Here is a 16,828-nt window from a genome sequence, read left to right as displayed (position 1 = left end):
GAACTTTGAGTTTAGGTCAGTTTATTCAGCACTTCTATTAATTTTTTATTTTCCGTTGGCGTACCCACGGTAAAACGTAATGTATTCTCACAAAGGGGTTGCGTTGTTCGATTCCGAACTACCACTCCTTCTGCCAATACTTGGCTATATCGTTTATTGGCATCATCTACTTTAGCCAGCACAAAATTGGCATCAGAAGCATATATTTTCTCTACAAATGATACTTCACGCAATACTTTAAGTAATTGCTCTCTTTCATTTAATATACTGGATACTTCGCTTTTTACAGACTGTACGTCAAGAACCCGTTCTAAAGCTTTTTGCTGCGTGAGTTCATTGACGTTATATGGTGGTTTGATTTTGTTGAGTGCTGCTATAATTTCTTTGGATGCCATACAAATTCCCAAGCGAATACCGGCCATTCCGTATGCTTTGGAAAGCGTTTGTGTCACCACTAAATTTGGAAATTCGGACAATCTAGAGACCCAGCTTTCGCTTTCTGCAAAATCTATATATGCCTCATCAATAACCACCAAACCATTGAATTTATTCAACAAATTAACCATAATATCTTCACGAAATATATTCCCGGTAGGATTGTTTGGAGAGCATAAAAATAACAGCTTTGAATGCTCATCAACCGTATTTAAAATAGCTTCAACATCTGGTTGGAAATTTTCGGTCAAAAGCACTTCCCTATTCTCTACCGTATTAATCCCAGACAATACTTTGTACATGCCATAAGTTGGAGGTAAAGAAATTATATTATCAATTTTAGGTTCGCAAAACGTCCTGAAAATTAAATCCAATACTTCATCACTTCCATTCCCCAAAAGAATATTGTCGGCCGAAATATCTTTCTGTTCCGCTAAAACCGACTTTAAACCTCTTTGCTGCGGGTCAGGATACCGATTTACTCCATTCTCATACGGATTTTCATTCGCGTCTAAAAACACCATCTCGGAACCATCTGAAACGTACTCATCCCGAGCAGAACTATAAGGATTCAAGCCTTTTACGTTCTCTCTGATGAGATTTTGTATATTGAACTGCTTATTCATTTTTCAAACTGTTGAGTCGGAGTGTCACTGCATTTTTGTGTGCTTGAAGCCCTTCGGCTTCTGCCATAATTTCAATGGCATTTCCGATTTCTTGAATACCCGTTTCACTGATTTTCTGAAACGTCATACTCTTCATAAAACTATCTAGGTTTACACCACTATACTGCTTGGCGTAACCATTGGTAGGCAACGTATGATTCGTTCCTGAGGCATAATCACCTGCACTTTCAGGAGTGTAGTTGCCTATGAAAACAGAACCTGCATTTTTAACGTTATCGATAAAGAAACCCGCATTTTCCGCACAAATAATATAGTGCTCAGGGCCATATTCATTTATAAGGTCATTTGCCGTTTGGTCATTCTCAACATATATCAGCTTACTATTGGCGATAGCTTTCTCTGCAATCTCTTTTCTAGGTAACTTTTGAAGCTGTGCCTCAACTTCGCTTTCCACAACATCAATCATAGATTTAGAAGTAGATACCAAAATCACCTGACTATCAACACCGTGCTCCGCCTGGCTCAACAAATCTGAAGCTACAAAAGCTGGGTTTGCGGAATCATCTGCCAAAACCAACAATTCACTAGGTCCCGCCGGCATATCTATTGAAATTCCATATTTAGTTGCAATCTGCTTGGCAACCGTTACGTATTGGTTACCTGGACCAAATATTTTATAAACTTCAGGAATAGTCTCCGTTCCGAATGTCATAGCGGCAATTGCCTGAATACCGCCTACTTTAAAGATTTTCTTAACGCCACATAAATTTGCGGTATATAGAATAGCTGGGTTGATTTTCCCTTCTTTATTTGGAGGCGAACACAATACCAATTCTTCACAACCTGCAATGGTAGCGGGCACAGCAAGCATTAAGATTGTAGAAAATAAAGGTGCCGTACCACCGGGAATATAAAGCCCTACTTTTTGTATGGGTCTTTTTTCTTGCCAGCATTGCACACCATTCGCAGTTTCCACAGTAACTTTGTCCGTTTTCTGCGCTTTATGAAAAACCTCAATATTATTTTTCGCCAATTGAATAGCATCCTTTAGCTCCTGAGAAACTAAGCTTTCGGCCTCTACTATTTCTTGCTCAGAAACTATTAAATTTTCAAGTGAAACACCATCAAACTGCTCAGTGTACTTTTTTATAGTGGCATTACCATTGCTTTGCACTTCTCTAAAAATTGCCTCAACGGTCTCTTCTATATCCGCAACCGTTTGTGTTGGGCGCTCCAATACCGAGCTCCAATCCGATTTATTAGGATTATATATTTTTTTCATCGTTTCTTACTCTAAATTCTTGATCATATGATATCCTAAAGGAACAAAATTATGACGTTTCCAAAACTTTACTCCCTTTTCGTTTGCTACATAAGCATTGAGTTCAAGACTATTACAATCCTTAGTTTTTGCATAATCTACGAGCCAATCCATCATGAGTTTACCTACTCCTCTACTACGGTATTTTTCATTTACAAACACATTATCAAGCTCAATATGTTTGCCTTTATACAACTTATGTAAAAACCAAACACCACAACAAGCAATTAGGTTTTCATTATCATATACCCCGAGACATTCATAACCGCCCATAGCCTTCATTGATTCCAACCGGGTTTGCAATACCTCTTTTGAAAGCTTACCTTCATTTAAATCATAGACCAAAGGTAGAATCGACTCCATTTTTTCATAAGGAATCAGTTCCAGTATCAATTCGCCCTCCATCGCTGAAAACTAAAGTACCATCTTTTCGATCGGGCAAACCAGAATACCTTCTGCTCCAGCTTGTTTGAGCTCATCTATAACATCCCAGAATTTGTCCTTGTTGATTACCGTGTGAACAGAGCTCCAACCTTCTTCTGCCAATGGCAAAACTGTTGGGCTTCTCATTCCTGGTAACAGTGTTAATACTTTATCCAGTCTGTCATTAGGTGCATTTAAAAGAACATATTTTGATTGACGTGCCTGGAGAACTGATTTTATTCTAAACTGAAGTTTACTTAAGAGCTCCTTTCTTTCTTCGGATATTTTAGGAGAAACCGCTAAAACAGCTTCACTGGTCAGCATTACTTCAACTTCTTTCAAGTTATTTTTGAAAAGTGTACTACCACTGGAAACAATATCGCAAATACCATCTGCTAAACCAATGTTTGGCGCAATTTCCACAGAACCATTAATGATGTGTAAATCTGAGTTTACTCCTTTTTCCTTTAAATACTTTTTAACCGTATTTGGGTATGAAGTAGCAATACGCTTACCTTCAAAATCTTGAACCGATTTATATTTCACTGATTTAGGTACGGCCAAAGACACCTTGCACTTTGAAAAACCTAATTTTTCAGCTATTCCAATATCTTCACCTTTCTCAATTAACACGTTTTCGCCTATAATAGCAATGTCAACCACACCGTCTCTTAAATACTGTGGAATATCTCCGTTACGAAGATAAAACGCTTCTAACGGAAAGTTTCTTGAAGAGGCTTTTAATTGATCTTTTCCATTATCAATAGAAACACCGCAATCTTTTAAGATTTGAAGTGAATCTTCATTTAACCGACCTGATTTCTGAATAGCAATTCTAATTTTTGTCATTTTCTTCTTTGGTTATGTTCAAGCCATCAAAAGAGCTCTAAAAGTAAAACCCGTTTGATTGCTCAAACGGGTTTTTAAATATGTTGCACTACTACAATACATTCCTACCTCGCCTGAGCGTGAATATGGAAATGATGATGTGTAGTTATGTTTTTCATTACAAGCGTAAAATTAAAACTAAATTTTAATCGACCAAATTTATTTTAGTTATTTCCCAATATTAAAGGTAATCCTGATTCACCACTACCAACAACTACAACTTTAGCATTTGCAGACTGCGCCAGCTTCAACGTTGCATCGATACCTTTGTCCTGCAGAATCTTGTCTGTTAGAGATGCACTCAAAATTTTGTTCGCATCTGCCTTACCTTGAGCTTCAATGGTTACTTTTTCCGCCTCCTTTTTAGCGGTAACCAGTCTAAACTCATACTCTAAAGACTCTTGCTCTTGTTTTAATTTACGCTCAATAGCATCTTTAATGGTTGGTGGTAATGTAACATCTCTTACCAATATTTCATTCAATTGAATATATTGACCTGACACAATTTTTTGAGTCTCGTCAAATATCTCTTGCTGAATGGCATCTCTTTTACTTGAATATAATTGTTCCGGTGTGTAACGCCCAACTACCGAACGAGCTGCCGATCGTATTGTTGGCAGCAATACCCGCTGAACATAAGCCTCTCCTTTTTCTTGATGCAACTTTCCTAAGTCACTACGGATGGGTTCAAACCATGCAGATGCTTCCAATTTAATATCCAGACCATTACTTGACAAAACGTTCATTTGCTCAAGTACTTCTTGTTGCCTTACTTCATAAACGAAAACCTTGTTCCAAGGCGCGACTACATGAAAACCTTCGCCCAAAGGTGGCTCATCAGTTACAACACCACCTCCAAAAGTTTTATAAAGCACACCGGCCTCACCAGAACCTATGGTAACGGCAGATTTTGAAATCAAGATGATGACAACTATAAAAACGAATATTACTGGTAATGCAATCTTGGGTAATTTGTCCATTTATTTTAATTTATATTAATCCATTATATTTTCTCAAAAACCATTCTATAGCTAGGGCGATAACCATTAGTCCTAACACAAGTCTGAAATCTATCAAAGATACGACATTTTGCTTGTTTTTCTGAGTAGGCAAAAAGCGTTTGTCATTTGATAATGCTGCTATTAAATCCTCATTCTCATCAGGGTAAAACAAGCGTCCGCCCGTATTCTCAGCCAACCGTTTCAACTTTTTGTCATCCGTAGCCAAGAACTGTTTTTCTACATCAAAATCCAAAATAGTAAAACTTCCCGACTTAGATAAGTTATCTTTTTTTACTGTTGCAGTAAAATCATATGTCCCAGCTGGTAAATTTTTTAGATCTGCCTCATAGTAGTTCCCTTTCAATAACATGGGTATTTCTACAACTGCATTTGTCTTTACATTTTTTAGCTTAAGTACTATTTCAGCATTTGAATCAAAAACAAATGCTTTGTCAAAGTAAGTCGCGGAAATTCTAGTTTTGCTACTACCTGCGTAAATATTTTCATAGTCCAAAGTGAGTCTTTGTCTAGATTTATTTGTGGCCAAATATAAAACCAGCTTACCCATAAGGTCATCAAAATTCTTAAAACTCTGTAAATTTCTGTACGCCTGCATACGCCACTTCCAGATATTCTCCCCAAACAGTACTGCATCTCTTTTTTTTCCTCTTTCAAACACAGATAATAGTGGCTGATTTAAATCAATACCTTTTATTCGTTGAGTCAACAATACATCATTCTTACCATGCAATACTATATCTCCCAAACTACTATGAAGTGGCGGAAAATCATCTACAAAGAAATCTCCGCTACCAAAAAGTCCAAAGCCCTTATTTAGAACTGGGAAGACCTCTTCTTCTTGATTATAACTATTCTTGGTGTATTCTTTTTGTACCTTGTTCAGGAAGTTCCAATCCGTTTTTGGACCTGTAATCGTAAATGTATTGGCCTGTTTTTTCTCAATATAATCAAACAAGTCTTTAAATGACCCATTGGGCTGATATAGAACAAAAAGATCTACATCCTCCCATGTATTAGCTTTACCATTAGGCTTTAGAATTGAAACTGAGCGCTGGCCATTGCTTTCTATGGATTTTTTTAAAGCTCCGATATCCGGATGCAGCAGACTAGAAACCAAGGCTATATTCGTTTTCTCATCTATAACCTCTACAACTACCGTTCGTTTATTGTTCGCTACATTTCGTTCATTTTTAAGTTCCCCAACAGAAATCTGAAGATTTCTAGCCCCAACAGTATTCGCGTCAAGAAGCGTATGCACAACCTCACTCGAATTCGTATTAGAAAATGACAGTGTTTGCCTAAAAACGGTCTTACCATCTAATGAGACCTGCACAGGAACACTTGTTTTCTCATTTCCTGTGTACGAAACATATATTTCTACGGGATATTTGTTCTCTAGGAAGGCGTATCTATTTGTATTTACTTGAGAAATGGCCATATCTTCATAACGGGTAGTATCACCTACAGCAACGGGGTACACAGGAAATTGCTGTTGTTCGCTCTGAAAATCATAATCGCGCCCTAATGTTTGGTTTCCATCGGAAATTAGTACGACAGCAGAATTGGTAGAAGAATACACTTCTTTTAATGCCGATAATGCTTTTGAAATATTCGTATTTTTTTCGGTAAAAGTCAGGCTGTCATTACCCTTTAAAGTTGTTCCAAAATTATATTCCGAAATTGAAAAACGCTCTTTTAGTTCATTTCTCTGCTTAAGACTCTCTACTGTCTTTTCTATAGTTGATTTGGAATAAGCTACAGAAGAAGAATTATCCGTCAACACCAACAAATTAACTTTCTCAGTGGTATACTCGTTTTTGGTGAATTTTGGATTAATAAGAAGTAGGAATCCGCAGAAAAAAGCAATAAAACGCAAAAATGCCAACGCAATGTAGAGCTTACCTTTACGTTTATTTTTATAAAAATATTGAAACAACACCAGCACCAACGAAACAATTGCGGCTAAGATTATAAATAGAATCGTCTGGGTATTCATTAAGGAAGTTTCTTTTGAAGCTATACTGCCCGGAAGAGCATTAACGACCTTCCGGGAATATATATCTTATGTAAGCATGCCACCATCTACGTTCAGTACCTGACCCGTAACATAGGCAGATAAGTCCGAAGCAAAGAAAAGACAGACATTTGCAATATCTTCTGGAGAACCACCTCTTTTAAGAGGAATACCATCTCTCCAACCTTGTACTACTTTTTCATCTAATCTACCGGTCATTTCAGTTTCAATAAAACCTGGTGCTACGGCATTACATCTAATATTTCTTGAGCCTAGCTCCAAAGCAACAGATTTAGTAAAACCAATCATACCCGCTTTAGAAGCCGCATAGTTGGTCTGTCCTGCATTACCTTTAACACCAACCACACTACTCATATTTACAATACTTCCTTTTCTTTGTTTCAACATGGTACGCTGAACCGCTTTGGTCATATTGAAAACAGATTTTAAGTTAATTTCTATAACGCTATCAAAATCAGCCTCTGACATACGCATAAGCAAATTATCTTTAGTAATACCCGCATTGTTAATCAGAATATCTATACCTCCAAAATCTTGAAGAACAGCGGCAACCAGTTTTTCCGCAGCTTCAAAACTTGCAGCATTACTTTTGTAAGCCTTCGCTTTTATGCCTAACGCCGTTAGTTCTTTTTCAAGTTCTAATGCCGGTGCTTCGCTAGAGCTATATGTAAAAGCTACATTAGCTCCGTTTTCAGCGAAAACTCTTGCGATACCAGTTCCTATTCCTCTACTGGCCCCTGTAATAATCGCGTTTTTCCCTTCTAACAATTTCATGTTCTAAATAGATTTGCTTTGTTCTACTTCAAATATAAGTTTTGTTTCATAAAACGGCTATAAAAAAATCCCGTTTCCGAAATATCGAAAACGGGATTCATATATCCGTAAGGGAATTAACCCATGACTTCTTTAACTTTCAAGCCAATCTCTGCTGGAGAATCTACCACGTGTATTCCGTGTTCTCTCATGATTTTCTTTTTAGCTTGAGCCGTATCATCGCTTCCTCCTACAATAGCACCAGCGTGGCCCATGGTTCTACCTGCGGGAGCAGTTTCACCCGCAATAAAACCTACAATCGGTTTCTTACTTCCACTTTCTTTGTACCATTTAGCAGCATCCGCTTCTAATTGACCACCTATTTCACCGATCATAACAACACAATTCGTTTCTGGGTCATTAATCAAAAGCTCAACAGCTTCTTTTGTAGTAGTACCTATAATTGGATCACCACCAATACCGATAGCCGTTGTAATTCCTAAACCTTGACGTACTACTTGGTCCGCAGCCTCATAAGTTAATGTACCTGACTTAGATACGATACCAACGTTTCCTTTTTTGAACACAAAACCAGGCATGATACCTACTTTAGCCTCTCCTGGAGTAATTACACCAGGACAATTAGGACCTACCAAACGGCAATCCATATGTTCAATATAATTTGATGCCTTCACCATATCGGCAACAGGTATACCTTCAGTAATAGTAATAATTACCTTAATACCTGCACTAGCGGCTTCCATAATAGCATCAGCGGCAAAAGCCGGTGGTACGAAAATTATCGTAGTATCTGCTCCAACTTTTTCCACAGCTTCTTCTACTGTATTAAAAACAGGTCTTCCCAAATGTTCTTGACCACCTTTACCCGGTGTTACACCACCAACAACGTTGGTTCCGTACTCGATCATTTGTTCTGCGTGAAAAGTACCTTCACTACCTGTAAAGCCCTGAACTATTATCTTGGAATCTTTATTGACTAAAACGCTCATATACTCTCTAGTTTATTTTAATGTGACAAAAATATAGGTTTACAAATGAAATCTGAACTCAGACGGCATATTATTCTTTTAATTTTTTAAGAATGAATGGAATTTTCTTCACATAAGCCAATTGTTTTAGCTTTTCACGTGATTCTTCAATGGGTGTGCCAAAATAACTCTTACCGCCCACAACGGACTTAGTTACTCCAGTTTGGCCCATGATTACCGCTTTCTTTCCTATTGTAATTCCGCTATTGGTGCCTACTTGGCCCCACAACGTTACTTCATCTTCTATTATTACACACCCCGCAATACCGGTTTGCGATGCAATCAAGCATTTTTCACCTATTACAGTGTCATGCCCAACATGTACTTGATTATCCAACTTGGTTCCTTTCTTAATGGTTGTATCTCCGGTAACTCCTTTGTCTATAGTGCAAAGCGCGCCAATTTCAACATGGTCTTCAATTACAACACGACCACAAGAAATGAGTTTATCAAAACCTTCTGGACGATTTTTATAATAAAAAGCATCTCCACCTAGAACAGAACCGGAGTGAACGATAACATTATCTCCAATTATACAATTATCATACAAACAGACATTTGCATGAATTAGGCAGTTCTTCCCGATTTTTACATTATTGCCTATAAAAGCATTAGGCTGTATTACAGATCCCTCCCCTATTTCTGCAGAAATCGCAACTGCACTAGCTGCTCTTTCAAACGGTCTAAAATGAACCGAAAGTTTATTAAAATCGCGAAAAGGATCATCAGAAATCAGTAACGCCTTTCCTTCTGGACATTCTACTTTTTTATTAATTAGCACAATTGTTGCTTTTGAAGCCAGTGCTTTATCATAGTATTTAGGATGGTCTACAAAAACAATATCACCCTTTTGTACCACATGAATCTCGTTCATACCCAACACCTGAAAATCATCTGCACCAACATAATCACAGTTGATTAATCCGGCAATTGTTTTTAGATTTTGTGGTTGTGGAAATTTCAATGGAACAGAATATGAATTATTACTTTAAAAAATTATATAACCAGTTAAATAAGTTACTACTACTTAACACGTTCCATATAGGTTCCTTTTTCGGTCTCTACCTTAATTTTATCACCTTCATTAATGAACAAAGGAACATTTACTTCTGCTCCTGTTTCAACTTTTGCAGGCTTAGTTGCATTAGTTGCCGTATTACCTTTTACTCCAGGCTCTGTATAGGTAACCTCTAATACAACACTAGCAGGCATTTCCACAGATAATGGCATGCTGTCTTCCGTATTGAAAAGGATTTTCACAACTTCACCTTCCTTCAATAATCCTGGAGCATCAAGAGAACTTTCCTGAAGTGTGATTTGGTTATAATCATCCGTGTTCATAAAGTGAAAAGTTTCACCTTCAGGGTATAAAAACTGATATGAGCGAGTTTCAACGCGCACATCTTCAATTTTATGTCCTGCAGAAAATGTGTTATCCAATACTTTACCAGTGGAAACACTTTTTAATTTGGTACGAACAAAAGCAGGACCTTTACCCGGTTTAACGTGTAAAAACTCAATGATTTTGTAAATATCATTATTGTAACGAATGCAAAGTCCTTTTCTAATATCTGATGTTGATGCCATTTGTGATCTACTATTTTATTGATTGATTTTTTTGTGAATACCCAACTCAAAATCGAGATTGGTTTCCTTTCTAAAATCTATGATTAATTATTGCTGAAATACCCTTTCATTATTCCACGTTGGGAATCACGAATAAATTGAAGAATCTCATCCCTTTCAGGAGTGGCTTCCATTTCAGCTTCTATAATTTGAGTTGCTTGTGAATTGTTATAGTGCTTTTGATATAAAATGCGATAAATATTCTGTATTTCACGGATTTTTTCCGAAGAAAAACCACGTCTACGCAAACCTACAGAATTGATTCCTACGTAGGATAAAGGTTCACGGGCAGCCTTCACGAAGGGAGGTACATCTTTTCTTACCAATGACCCACCCGTAACAAAGGCATGTTGACCCACTGACACAAATTGATGCACCGCCACCAAGCCTGCCAGAATAACGTTATCTCCAATGGTAACATGGCCCGCTAGTGTAGAATTGTTTGAAAAGATACAATTATCCCCTACAATACAATCGTGAGCTATATGACAATATGCCATAATTAAACAATTCTCTCCAATTACCGTTTTATTTCTATCAGAAGTACCTTTATGAATAGTAGCACACTCTCTAATAGTAGTGTTATTACCGATAGTCACAATAGTATCTTCGCCATTATATTTTAGATCCTGGGGCGGAGCTGAAATTACGGCACCAGGAAAAATATTACAATTTTTACCGATACGAGCACCTTCCATTATAGTTACGTTAGAACCGATCCAAGTGCCATCACCTATGGTTACGTTGTTATGAATTGTGGTAAAAGGTTCTACCACAACATTTTTAGCAATTTTTGCGCCTGGGTGTATATAGGCAAGGGGTTGATTCATTCTATTTCTTTTTAGCTATTTGCGCCATTAATTCTGCTTCACATACCAACTTGTTATTTGCGTAAGCATAAGCTTGCATATGACAAATACCTCTTCTTATAGGTGTTATAAGACTACAGTGAAATGTTAACGTATCGCCTGGGAGTACTTTCTGTTTAAACTTAACGTTGTCCATTTTCATAAAGAAAGTCAAGTAATTTTCTGGGTCAGGAACCGTACTCAATACTAGAATACCTCCTGTTTGAGCCATCGCCTCAACTTGTAAGACACCTGGCATAACTGGTGATCCGGGAAAATGACCAACAAAGAAATTCTCATTCATCGTTACGTTTTTCATTCCCACTACGTGCGTATCCGATAATTCTAAAATACGATCGATCAACAAAAACGGAGGTCTATGAGGCAATACATCCATAATTTGATGGATATCCATCAAAGGCGGTTGGTTCAAATCATATTGAGGAACTTTATTTCGTTTCTCTAATTTTATAATATTAGCCAGTTTTTTAGCAAACTGAGTGTTTACATAATGACCTGGCTTATTGGCAATTATCTTACCTCTAATGCGTGTGCCGGCCAAAGCAACATCTCCAATTACGTCAAGTAACTTATGACGGGCGGCCTCATTTGGCTGGTGCAAAGTAAGGTTATCTAGAATTCCGTTTGGCTTAACTGTTAGCTTCTTTTTGTTGAAGGCCTTTTCCAGCTTCTGCATGGTTTCTTCTGAAATCTCTTTATCCACGTAAACAATGGCATTATTAAGATCCCCTCCTTTAATGAGTCCGTTTTCCAAAAGCATTTCAAGCTCATGAAGAAAACTAAACGTACGTGCTTCGGAAATTTCATTCTTGAAATCGGACACCCGTTCCAAAGTCGCATTTTGAGTTCCCAAAACTTTGGTACCAAAATCTACCATTGTAGTTACCTGATACTCGTCTGAAGGTATAACGGTTATTTCGCTACCTGTAGCTTCATCCTTATAGCTAATAACATCCTTTACAATGTACTCTTCACGCTCCGCTTCTTGTTCAACGACGCCAGCAGTTTCTAATGCTTCTACGAAATATTTAGAAGAACCGTCCATAATCGGAGGTTCTGGAGCATCTAGTTCTATAAGAACGTTGTCTATTTCCAACCCAACAAAAGCAGCCAAAACATGCTCTGAAGTCTGGATTTTAACTCCTCTCTTTTCTAAATTAGTACCTCTCTGAGTATTGATTACATATTTGGCATCAGCCTCAATAATCGGTTCTCCTTCTAGGTCTACTCTCTTAAATGCGTACCCGTGGTTTTCTGGTGCGGGAACAAATTTCATGGTTACCTCGGCACCGGTATGAAGACCAACGCCCTTTAGAATAACCTCTTTCTTAATGGTTCTCTGTTTCATTCTTGTATTGATCGCTGTAGTTTTTTTCCAGTTCGTCAATTCGATTTAAAATCTTCGGTAAATTCTTGAAGTAAACGTATGACTTATTATAATCTCCATAGTTTAAGGCTGGAGACCCCTGTAATACTTCGTTACTCTTTATATTACGGCCTATTCCTGATTGAGCCTGTATCTTTACATTGTCTCCAATAGTTATGTGACCGACGATACCAACTTGACCGCCAATCATACAACGCCTTCCTATCTTGGTTGAACCTGCAATTCCGGTTTGTGCCGCTATTACAGTATGTTCTCCAATTTCTACATTGTGCGCAATTTGAATTTGATTATCCAATTTTACACCTCTACGTAAAATAGTAGAACCCAAAGTAGCCCTGTCTATAGTGGTGCCAGCTCCCACGTCTACATTATCCTCCAGGATAACGTTGCCGGTCTGCGGTACTTTTTGGTACTCTCCATTTTTATCGGGACTAAACCCAAATCCATCAGCACCTATGACTACTCCACTATTAATAACACAATTATTGCCGATAATAGTTTCCGAATAAACTTTAGCACCAGCAAAAATGGTAACGTTATCCGCAATAGAAACATTATCACCGACATATACATTGGGGTGTATTTTTACATTGTTACCGATCTTTACATTATTACCTAAATAAGAAAAGGCTCCCAGATAAAAATCGGTACCATAAGTTGCGGATTCCGATTTAAACACCGGTTCCTCTATACCTATCTTGTTGTTCTTAACCTGATTGTAGAATTCCAATATTTTTGAAAAAGCCTCATAAGCATCCTCTACTTTAATTAGTATAGTCTCAAGCTTATGCTCTGGAACAAAATCCTTATTAACTATTGTAATGGAAGCTTTAGTGGAATAAATATGGGAAGTATATTTGGGGTTGGCCAAAAAAGTCAAAGCGCCTTTCTCGCCCTCCTCTATCTTGGCCAATTTGTGAACGGTAACCTCCGGATTTCCTTCTAGTTCACCTTCTAAAATACCTGCAATTTGACCTGCTGTAAATACCATGGGCACAAAAGTAAGAAAAATAGTTAAACAGAATCTTTGGGATAGCAGATATAATATTTTGTAACTGTTTTAGAAAGGGCTTTCAAATTTAGCTGATCAGACGCTCGTGCAACGTCTATAAGCTTTTTATTCTTCCTTAATATATTGATGTTCTGATGATGGCGGTCATAAGCCTTGTTCTCTATCTTTCCTTCAAAAACAAAATAGGATGTTTCCTGATCTGTTAGTTTATATTTTTCCTTTACCCGTTTTGCATGTTTTTCAAGAAGCGACCTATCAATAGAACTATTTTTTAGTTTAACCTTTAAAAAATGACGATTAAGAAGCATTTCACACAAGTTAGATAACACAAAATCATCATGTTCTTGCCACAATTTTATAGCAGCTAAAACATCTACATCATCTAACTTAGAAAAAGTGTTTAAAATTTTCTGGTCGAAATTTTCCTTTTCTACCCGGTTCTCCATAAAAAACCTAAGCGCATCACTACAAACAATAACCTTGCCTTCATGCATGATTTCCTTAGCACGCTTAAGAATACGTATCAATAATTGTTCAGCTACAATGCCTGTCTTATGCAAGTACACCTGCCAATACATGAATCTGCGAGCCATCAAGAATTTTTCTACGGAATAAATTCCTTTTTCTTCCACCACTAGGTTACCGTCAACCACATTTAGCATGGTAATTAAACGTTCTGAATTTATATTCCCTTCAGCTACGCCTGTATAGAAACTATCCCTTTTAAGATAATCCAAACGGTCCATATCTAGTTGACTAGAGACTAACTGATTTAAGAATCGTTTTTCATATTGACCTTTGAAAATTGATATAGCAAGCGTTAATTTTCCCTTAAAAATTTCATTTAAAGCCTGCATAAACTGTAGGGAAATGTATTCGTGATCCGTGCTTTCTACAATACTATGTTCCATAGCATGAGAGAATGGACCGTGGCCAATATCATGTAAAAGTATAGCAATATAGAGCCCCTCTTCCTCTTTCTTGTTAATCTCAACACCCTTGTACTTCAATACCTGCAGCGCTTTCTGCATTAAATGCATGGACCCCAAAGCATGATGAAAACGGGTATGATGAGCCCCCGGATATACCAAATAAGACAAGCCCATTTGAGATATTCTTCGCAATCTCTGAAAATAGGGATGACCGATCAAGTCAAATATTAGTCCGTTGGGAATAGTAATAAATCCGTAAATTGGATCATTAAAGATTTTAAGTTTCCTAGAGTTTATCAAAATGAGGGTTGCTTTGCAATGTTCACGATGGTAAAGTTAGGCAAAAGACAAAGTAATAGACGCGGTAAATTGATTTTTTGATAGTCCACTTTTTTTGTAAAGACCATCTTTACCGTTTTCAAATTGAGGTAACACAATTTTTACATGAGCAAAATCAGTATTTTATGGGTAGATGACGAAATTGACCTACTCAAACCACATATTATATTTTTACAAGGAAAGGGATACGATGTCATCACCTGCCAAAGTGGACAAGAAGCCATAGAAGAGCTGCAAAAATCCAGGGTTGATATAATTTTTTTAGATGAAAACATGCCCGGTATATCAGGTTTGGAAACTTTAGCCGAAATTAAAGTGTTAGATTCATCAATTCCTGTAGTTATGATTACCAAAAGTGAAGAAGAATTTATAATGGAGGAAGCTATTGGCTCTAAAATAGCAGATTACCTAATTAAACCTGTTAATCCTAACCAAATTCTTCTATCCCTAAAAAAGAACTTAGATCATTCACGTTTAGTTTCAGAAAAAACCACATCCAACTATCAACAAGAATTTAGAAAAATTGCCATGGACCTATCCATGGTAAACACAGTTGAAGAATGGGTTGATCTTTATAAGCGTCTTATATATTGGGAACTACGCTTAGAAGATATTGAAGATAGTAGTATGTTTGAAATTCTGGAGTCTCAAAAAGCCGAAGCTAATAACCATTTTGGAAAATTCGTAGAACGAAATTACGAAAGCTGGTTTGAAGGCAACGGGCCTGTACTTTCACATACCTTATTCAAAGAATTAGTAAAACCAGAGTTGAAGGACGGCCCTACACTACTTCTGGTTATTGACAACTTAAGATACGATCAATGGTATGCGTTTGAAGATTCGGTAAGTTCTTTTTACAAAAAAAACAAGGAGGAATCTTATTTTAGTATTTTACCAACAGCCACACAGTATGCCCGTAATGCAATATTTTCTGGACTCACCCCAATGGCCATGGAAAGGAAATATCCACAGTGGTGGAAAAATGACACTGATGAAGGAGGCAAAAACCTTCATGAAGCCGACTTTCTAAGAGAGCAAATTAAACGATTAGCCCTGAACATTAAATGGGAGTACCATAAAATAAGCACCCTAAAACAAGGCAAAAATCTTTCACAAAATTTTAAGTCGCAAAAAGATAATGATCTTACGGTACTCGTTTACAACTTTGTAGACATGATTTCACACTCAAAAACAGAAATGGAAGTCATTAAAGAACTAGCAAGTAACGACAAAGCCTATCGATCATTAACCCAGAGTTGGTTCAAGAACTCTCCTTTATTAGAGATAATTCAGCAGGCACAACAAATGGGAATGAAACTGATTATCACCACAGACCATGGCACAATCAACGTAAAACAACCCTCCAAGGTCATTGGCGATAAAGAAACCAGCCTCAACCTGCGTTATAAAACCGGCAGAAGCCTTACTTACGAAGACAAAGATGTTCTAGCCGCCAAAGACCCTGCACATATTCATTTACCACGTATAAATATGAGTAGCTCATTTATATTTGCTAAAAATGACTTGTTTTTTGCCTATCCCAACAATTACAATCACTATGTTAGCTATTACAGGAATACCTACCAACATGGTGGGGTATCTCTTGAAGAAATGATTATTCCTTTCATAGTTTTATCGCCAAAATAGTACTTGCTGATTTATGAATATTACTTATACAGAAAATGAGATTGATAAAGTTGCCAAAAAGGTAATTGAAAAAGCTCCGCATAAAACCCTACTTTTCCATGCGGCCATGGGAGCAGGGAAAACCACACTAATAAAAGCAATTGTAAAAAATTTAGGCGTTACAGCGCCAGGAAATAGCCCAACATTTGGAATTGTGAATGAATACGACAATGAAAAAGGAGATCTAATAGCCTTTCATTTTGATTTTTATAGATTAAATGATGAAATGGAGGCATTAGACATGGGTTTTGAAGATTATCTAAACCAAGATGCTTGGATTTTTATTGAATGGCCTAATAAAATTGAATCCTTTCTGCCAGAACACAGTACGAACATACACATAGAAATTATAGACATGCAGACAAGACGTATCAAAATGGATTTATAATGGTATGTTTATTTTTTTTATCGGAAATTCAGATTAT

Annotated in this window: 16 protein-coding genes; 2 read left to right on the top strand and 14 right to left on the bottom strand. The window is 37.1% G+C overall.

Going from position 1 to position 16,828, the window contains the following annotated elements; all coding sequences use genetic code 11:
• Positions 1 to 11: 11 nt before the first annotated feature.
• From hisC to KO521_RS06565, 14 genes are all read right to left on the bottom strand, one after another.
• Positions 12 to 1,061 carry a histidinol-phosphate transaminase gene (gene hisC, locus KO521_RS06630; protein WP_215939116.1) on the bottom strand — a complete coding sequence of 350 codons (1,050 nt, stop codon included), beginning with the start codon at positions 1,059 to 1,061 and terminating at the stop codon, positions 12 to 14.
• Positions 1,054 to 2,343 carry a histidinol dehydrogenase gene (gene hisD, locus KO521_RS06625; protein WP_215939115.1) on the bottom strand — a complete coding sequence of 430 codons (1,290 nt, stop codon included), beginning with the start codon at positions 2,341 to 2,343 and terminating at the stop codon, positions 1,054 to 1,056. The genes hisC and hisD overlap by 8 nt, the downstream gene beginning before the upstream one ends.
• A gap of 6 nt (positions 2,344 to 2,349) precedes the next feature.
• Positions 2,350 to 2,787, bottom strand: coding sequence for a GNAT family N-acetyltransferase (locus tag KO521_RS06620; protein ID WP_215939114.1), 438 nt, complete (start codon positions 2,785 to 2,787; stop codon positions 2,350 to 2,352).
• 9 nt (positions 2,788 to 2,796) lie between these two features.
• A complete protein-coding gene (gene hisG, locus KO521_RS06615) occupies positions 2,797 to 3,654 on the bottom strand; it encodes an ATP phosphoribosyltransferase (RefSeq protein WP_215939113.1) in 858 nt (285 codons plus the stop codon).
• A 203-nt stretch (positions 3,655 to 3,857) separates the two neighbouring features.
• Complete coding sequence (locus KO521_RS06610) at positions 3,858 to 4,673, bottom strand: prohibitin family protein (protein WP_215939112.1); 816 nt, start codon at positions 4,671 to 4,673, stop codon at positions 3,858 to 3,860.
• A 10-nt stretch (positions 4,674 to 4,683) separates the two neighbouring features.
• Complete coding sequence (locus KO521_RS06605; RefSeq protein ID WP_215939111.1) at positions 4,684 to 6,711, bottom strand: VWA domain-containing protein; 2,028 nt, start codon at positions 6,709 to 6,711, stop codon at positions 4,684 to 4,686.
• A gap of 66 nt (positions 6,712 to 6,777) precedes the next feature.
• Positions 6,778 to 7,524 (bottom strand): 3-oxoacyl-[acyl-carrier-protein] reductase, encoded by a 747-nt coding sequence (gene fabG / locus KO521_RS06600; RefSeq protein WP_215939110.1) that lies wholly within the window; start codon positions 7,522 to 7,524, stop codon positions 6,778 to 6,780.
• 116 nt (positions 7,525 to 7,640) lie between these two features.
• Positions 7,641 to 8,513: a succinate--CoA ligase subunit alpha gene (gene sucD, locus KO521_RS06595; protein WP_215939109.1), complete on the bottom strand. Its 873-nt coding sequence runs from the start codon at positions 8,511 to 8,513 to the stop codon at positions 7,641 to 7,643.
• 70 nt (positions 8,514 to 8,583) lie between these two features.
• Positions 8,584 to 9,516 (bottom strand): UDP-3-O-(3-hydroxymyristoyl)glucosamine N-acyltransferase, encoded by a 933-nt coding sequence (locus tag KO521_RS06590; RefSeq protein ID WP_215939108.1) that lies wholly within the window; start codon positions 9,514 to 9,516, stop codon positions 8,584 to 8,586.
• A gap of 59 nt (positions 9,517 to 9,575) precedes the next feature.
• The gene (gene efp, locus KO521_RS06585) at positions 9,576 to 10,139 is read right to left on the bottom strand and encodes an elongation factor P (RefSeq protein WP_215939107.1); all 564 of its coding nucleotides are present in this window, start codon (positions 10,137 to 10,139) and stop codon (positions 9,576 to 9,578) included.
• Positions 10,140 to 10,222: 83 nt separating this feature from the next.
• Positions 10,223 to 11,008: an acyl-ACP--UDP-N-acetylglucosamine O-acyltransferase gene (gene lpxA / locus KO521_RS06580; RefSeq protein WP_215939106.1), complete on the bottom strand. Its 786-nt coding sequence runs from the start codon at positions 11,006 to 11,008 to the stop codon at positions 10,223 to 10,225.
• 1 nt (position 11,009) lies between these two features.
• Positions 11,010 to 12,395 carry a bifunctional UDP-3-O-[3-hydroxymyristoyl] N-acetylglucosamine deacetylase/3-hydroxyacyl-ACP dehydratase gene (locus KO521_RS06575; protein ID WP_215939105.1) on the bottom strand — a complete coding sequence of 462 codons (1,386 nt, stop codon included), beginning with the start codon at positions 12,393 to 12,395 and terminating at the stop codon, positions 11,010 to 11,012.
• Complete coding sequence (gene lpxD, locus KO521_RS06570; protein ID WP_215939104.1) at positions 12,376 to 13,425, bottom strand: UDP-3-O-(3-hydroxymyristoyl)glucosamine N-acyltransferase; 1,050 nt, start codon at positions 13,423 to 13,425, stop codon at positions 12,376 to 12,378. The genes KO521_RS06575 and lpxD overlap by 20 nt, the downstream gene beginning before the upstream one ends.
• Before the next feature lie 23 nt (positions 13,426 to 13,448).
• Complete coding sequence (locus tag KO521_RS06565; protein WP_215939103.1) at positions 13,449 to 14,678, bottom strand: HD domain-containing protein; 1,230 nt, start codon at positions 14,676 to 14,678, stop codon at positions 13,449 to 13,451.
• A 144-nt stretch (positions 14,679 to 14,822) separates the two neighbouring features.
• On the opposite strand from KO521_RS06565, the gene KO521_RS06560 reads away from it, so the two are divergent.
• Together KO521_RS06560 and tsaE are read left to right on the top strand one after the other, a co-directional pair.
• The gene (locus tag KO521_RS06560; protein ID WP_215939102.1) at positions 14,823 to 16,364 is read left to right on the top strand and encodes a bifunctional response regulator/alkaline phosphatase family protein; all 1,542 of its coding nucleotides are present in this window, start codon (positions 14,823 to 14,825) and stop codon (positions 16,362 to 16,364) included.
• 13 nt (positions 16,365 to 16,377) lie between these two features.
• A complete protein-coding gene (tsaE, locus tag KO521_RS06555; protein WP_215939101.1) occupies positions 16,378 to 16,791 on the top strand; it encodes a tRNA (adenosine(37)-N6)-threonylcarbamoyltransferase complex ATPase subunit type 1 TsaE in 414 nt (137 codons plus the stop codon).
• The last annotated feature ends 37 nt before the right edge of the window (positions 16,792 to 16,828 follow it).

It is taken from the genome of Zobellia uliginosa, assembly GCF_018860745.1.
Lineage (GTDB): Bacteria > Bacteroidota > Bacteroidia > Flavobacteriales > Flavobacteriaceae > Zobellia > Zobellia uliginosa_B.
This window is presented reverse-complemented; position numbering and strand designations above follow the sequence as displayed.

Excerpts from the sequence above, each read along its gene's own strand:
- KO521_RS06560 (WP_215939102.1), top strand. The coding sequence starts at position 14,823 with ATGAGCAAAATCAGTATTTTATGGGTAGATGACGAAATTGACCTACTC.
- hisC (WP_215939116.1), bottom strand. The coding sequence starts at position 1,061 with ATGAATAAGCAGTTCAATATACAAAATCTCATCAGAGAGAACGTAAAA.
- KO521_RS06575 (WP_215939105.1), bottom strand. The coding sequence starts at position 12,395 with ATGAAACAGAGAACCATTAAGAAAGAGGTTATTCTAAAGGGCGTTGGT.
- KO521_RS06610 (WP_215939112.1), bottom strand. The coding sequence starts at position 4,673 with ATGGACAAATTACCCAAGATTGCATTACCAGTAATATTCGTTTTTATA.
- fabG (WP_215939110.1), bottom strand. The coding sequence starts at position 7,524 with ATGAAATTGTTAGAAGGGAAAAACGCGATTATTACAGGGGCCAGTAGA.
- hisD (WP_215939115.1), bottom strand. The coding sequence starts at position 2,343 with ATGAAAAAAATATATAATCCTAATAAATCGGATTGGAGCTCGGTATTG.
- KO521_RS06620 (WP_215939114.1), bottom strand. The coding sequence starts at position 2,787 with ATGGAGGGCGAATTGATACTGGAACTGATTCCTTATGAAAAAATGGAG.
- lpxA (WP_215939106.1), bottom strand. The coding sequence starts at position 11,008 with ATGAATCAACCCCTTGCCTATATACACCCAGGCGCAAAAATTGCTAAA.
- tsaE (WP_215939101.1), top strand. The coding sequence starts at position 16,378 with ATGAATATTACTTATACAGAAAATGAGATTGATAAAGTTGCCAAAAAG.
- KO521_RS06605 (WP_215939111.1), bottom strand. The coding sequence starts at position 6,711 with ATGAATACCCAGACGATTCTATTTATAATCTTAGCCGCAATTGTTTCG.
- sucD (WP_215939109.1), bottom strand. The coding sequence starts at position 8,513 with ATGAGCGTTTTAGTCAATAAAGATTCCAAGATAATAGTTCAGGGCTTT.
- efp (WP_215939107.1), bottom strand. The coding sequence starts at position 10,139 with ATGGCATCAACATCAGATATTAGAAAAGGACTTTGCATTCGTTACAAT.
- lpxD (WP_215939104.1), bottom strand. The coding sequence starts at position 13,425 with ATGGTATTTACAGCAGGTCAAATTGCAGGTATTTTAGAAGGTGAACTA.
- hisG (WP_215939113.1), bottom strand. The coding sequence starts at position 3,654 with ATGACAAAAATTAGAATTGCTATTCAGAAATCAGGTCGGTTAAATGAA.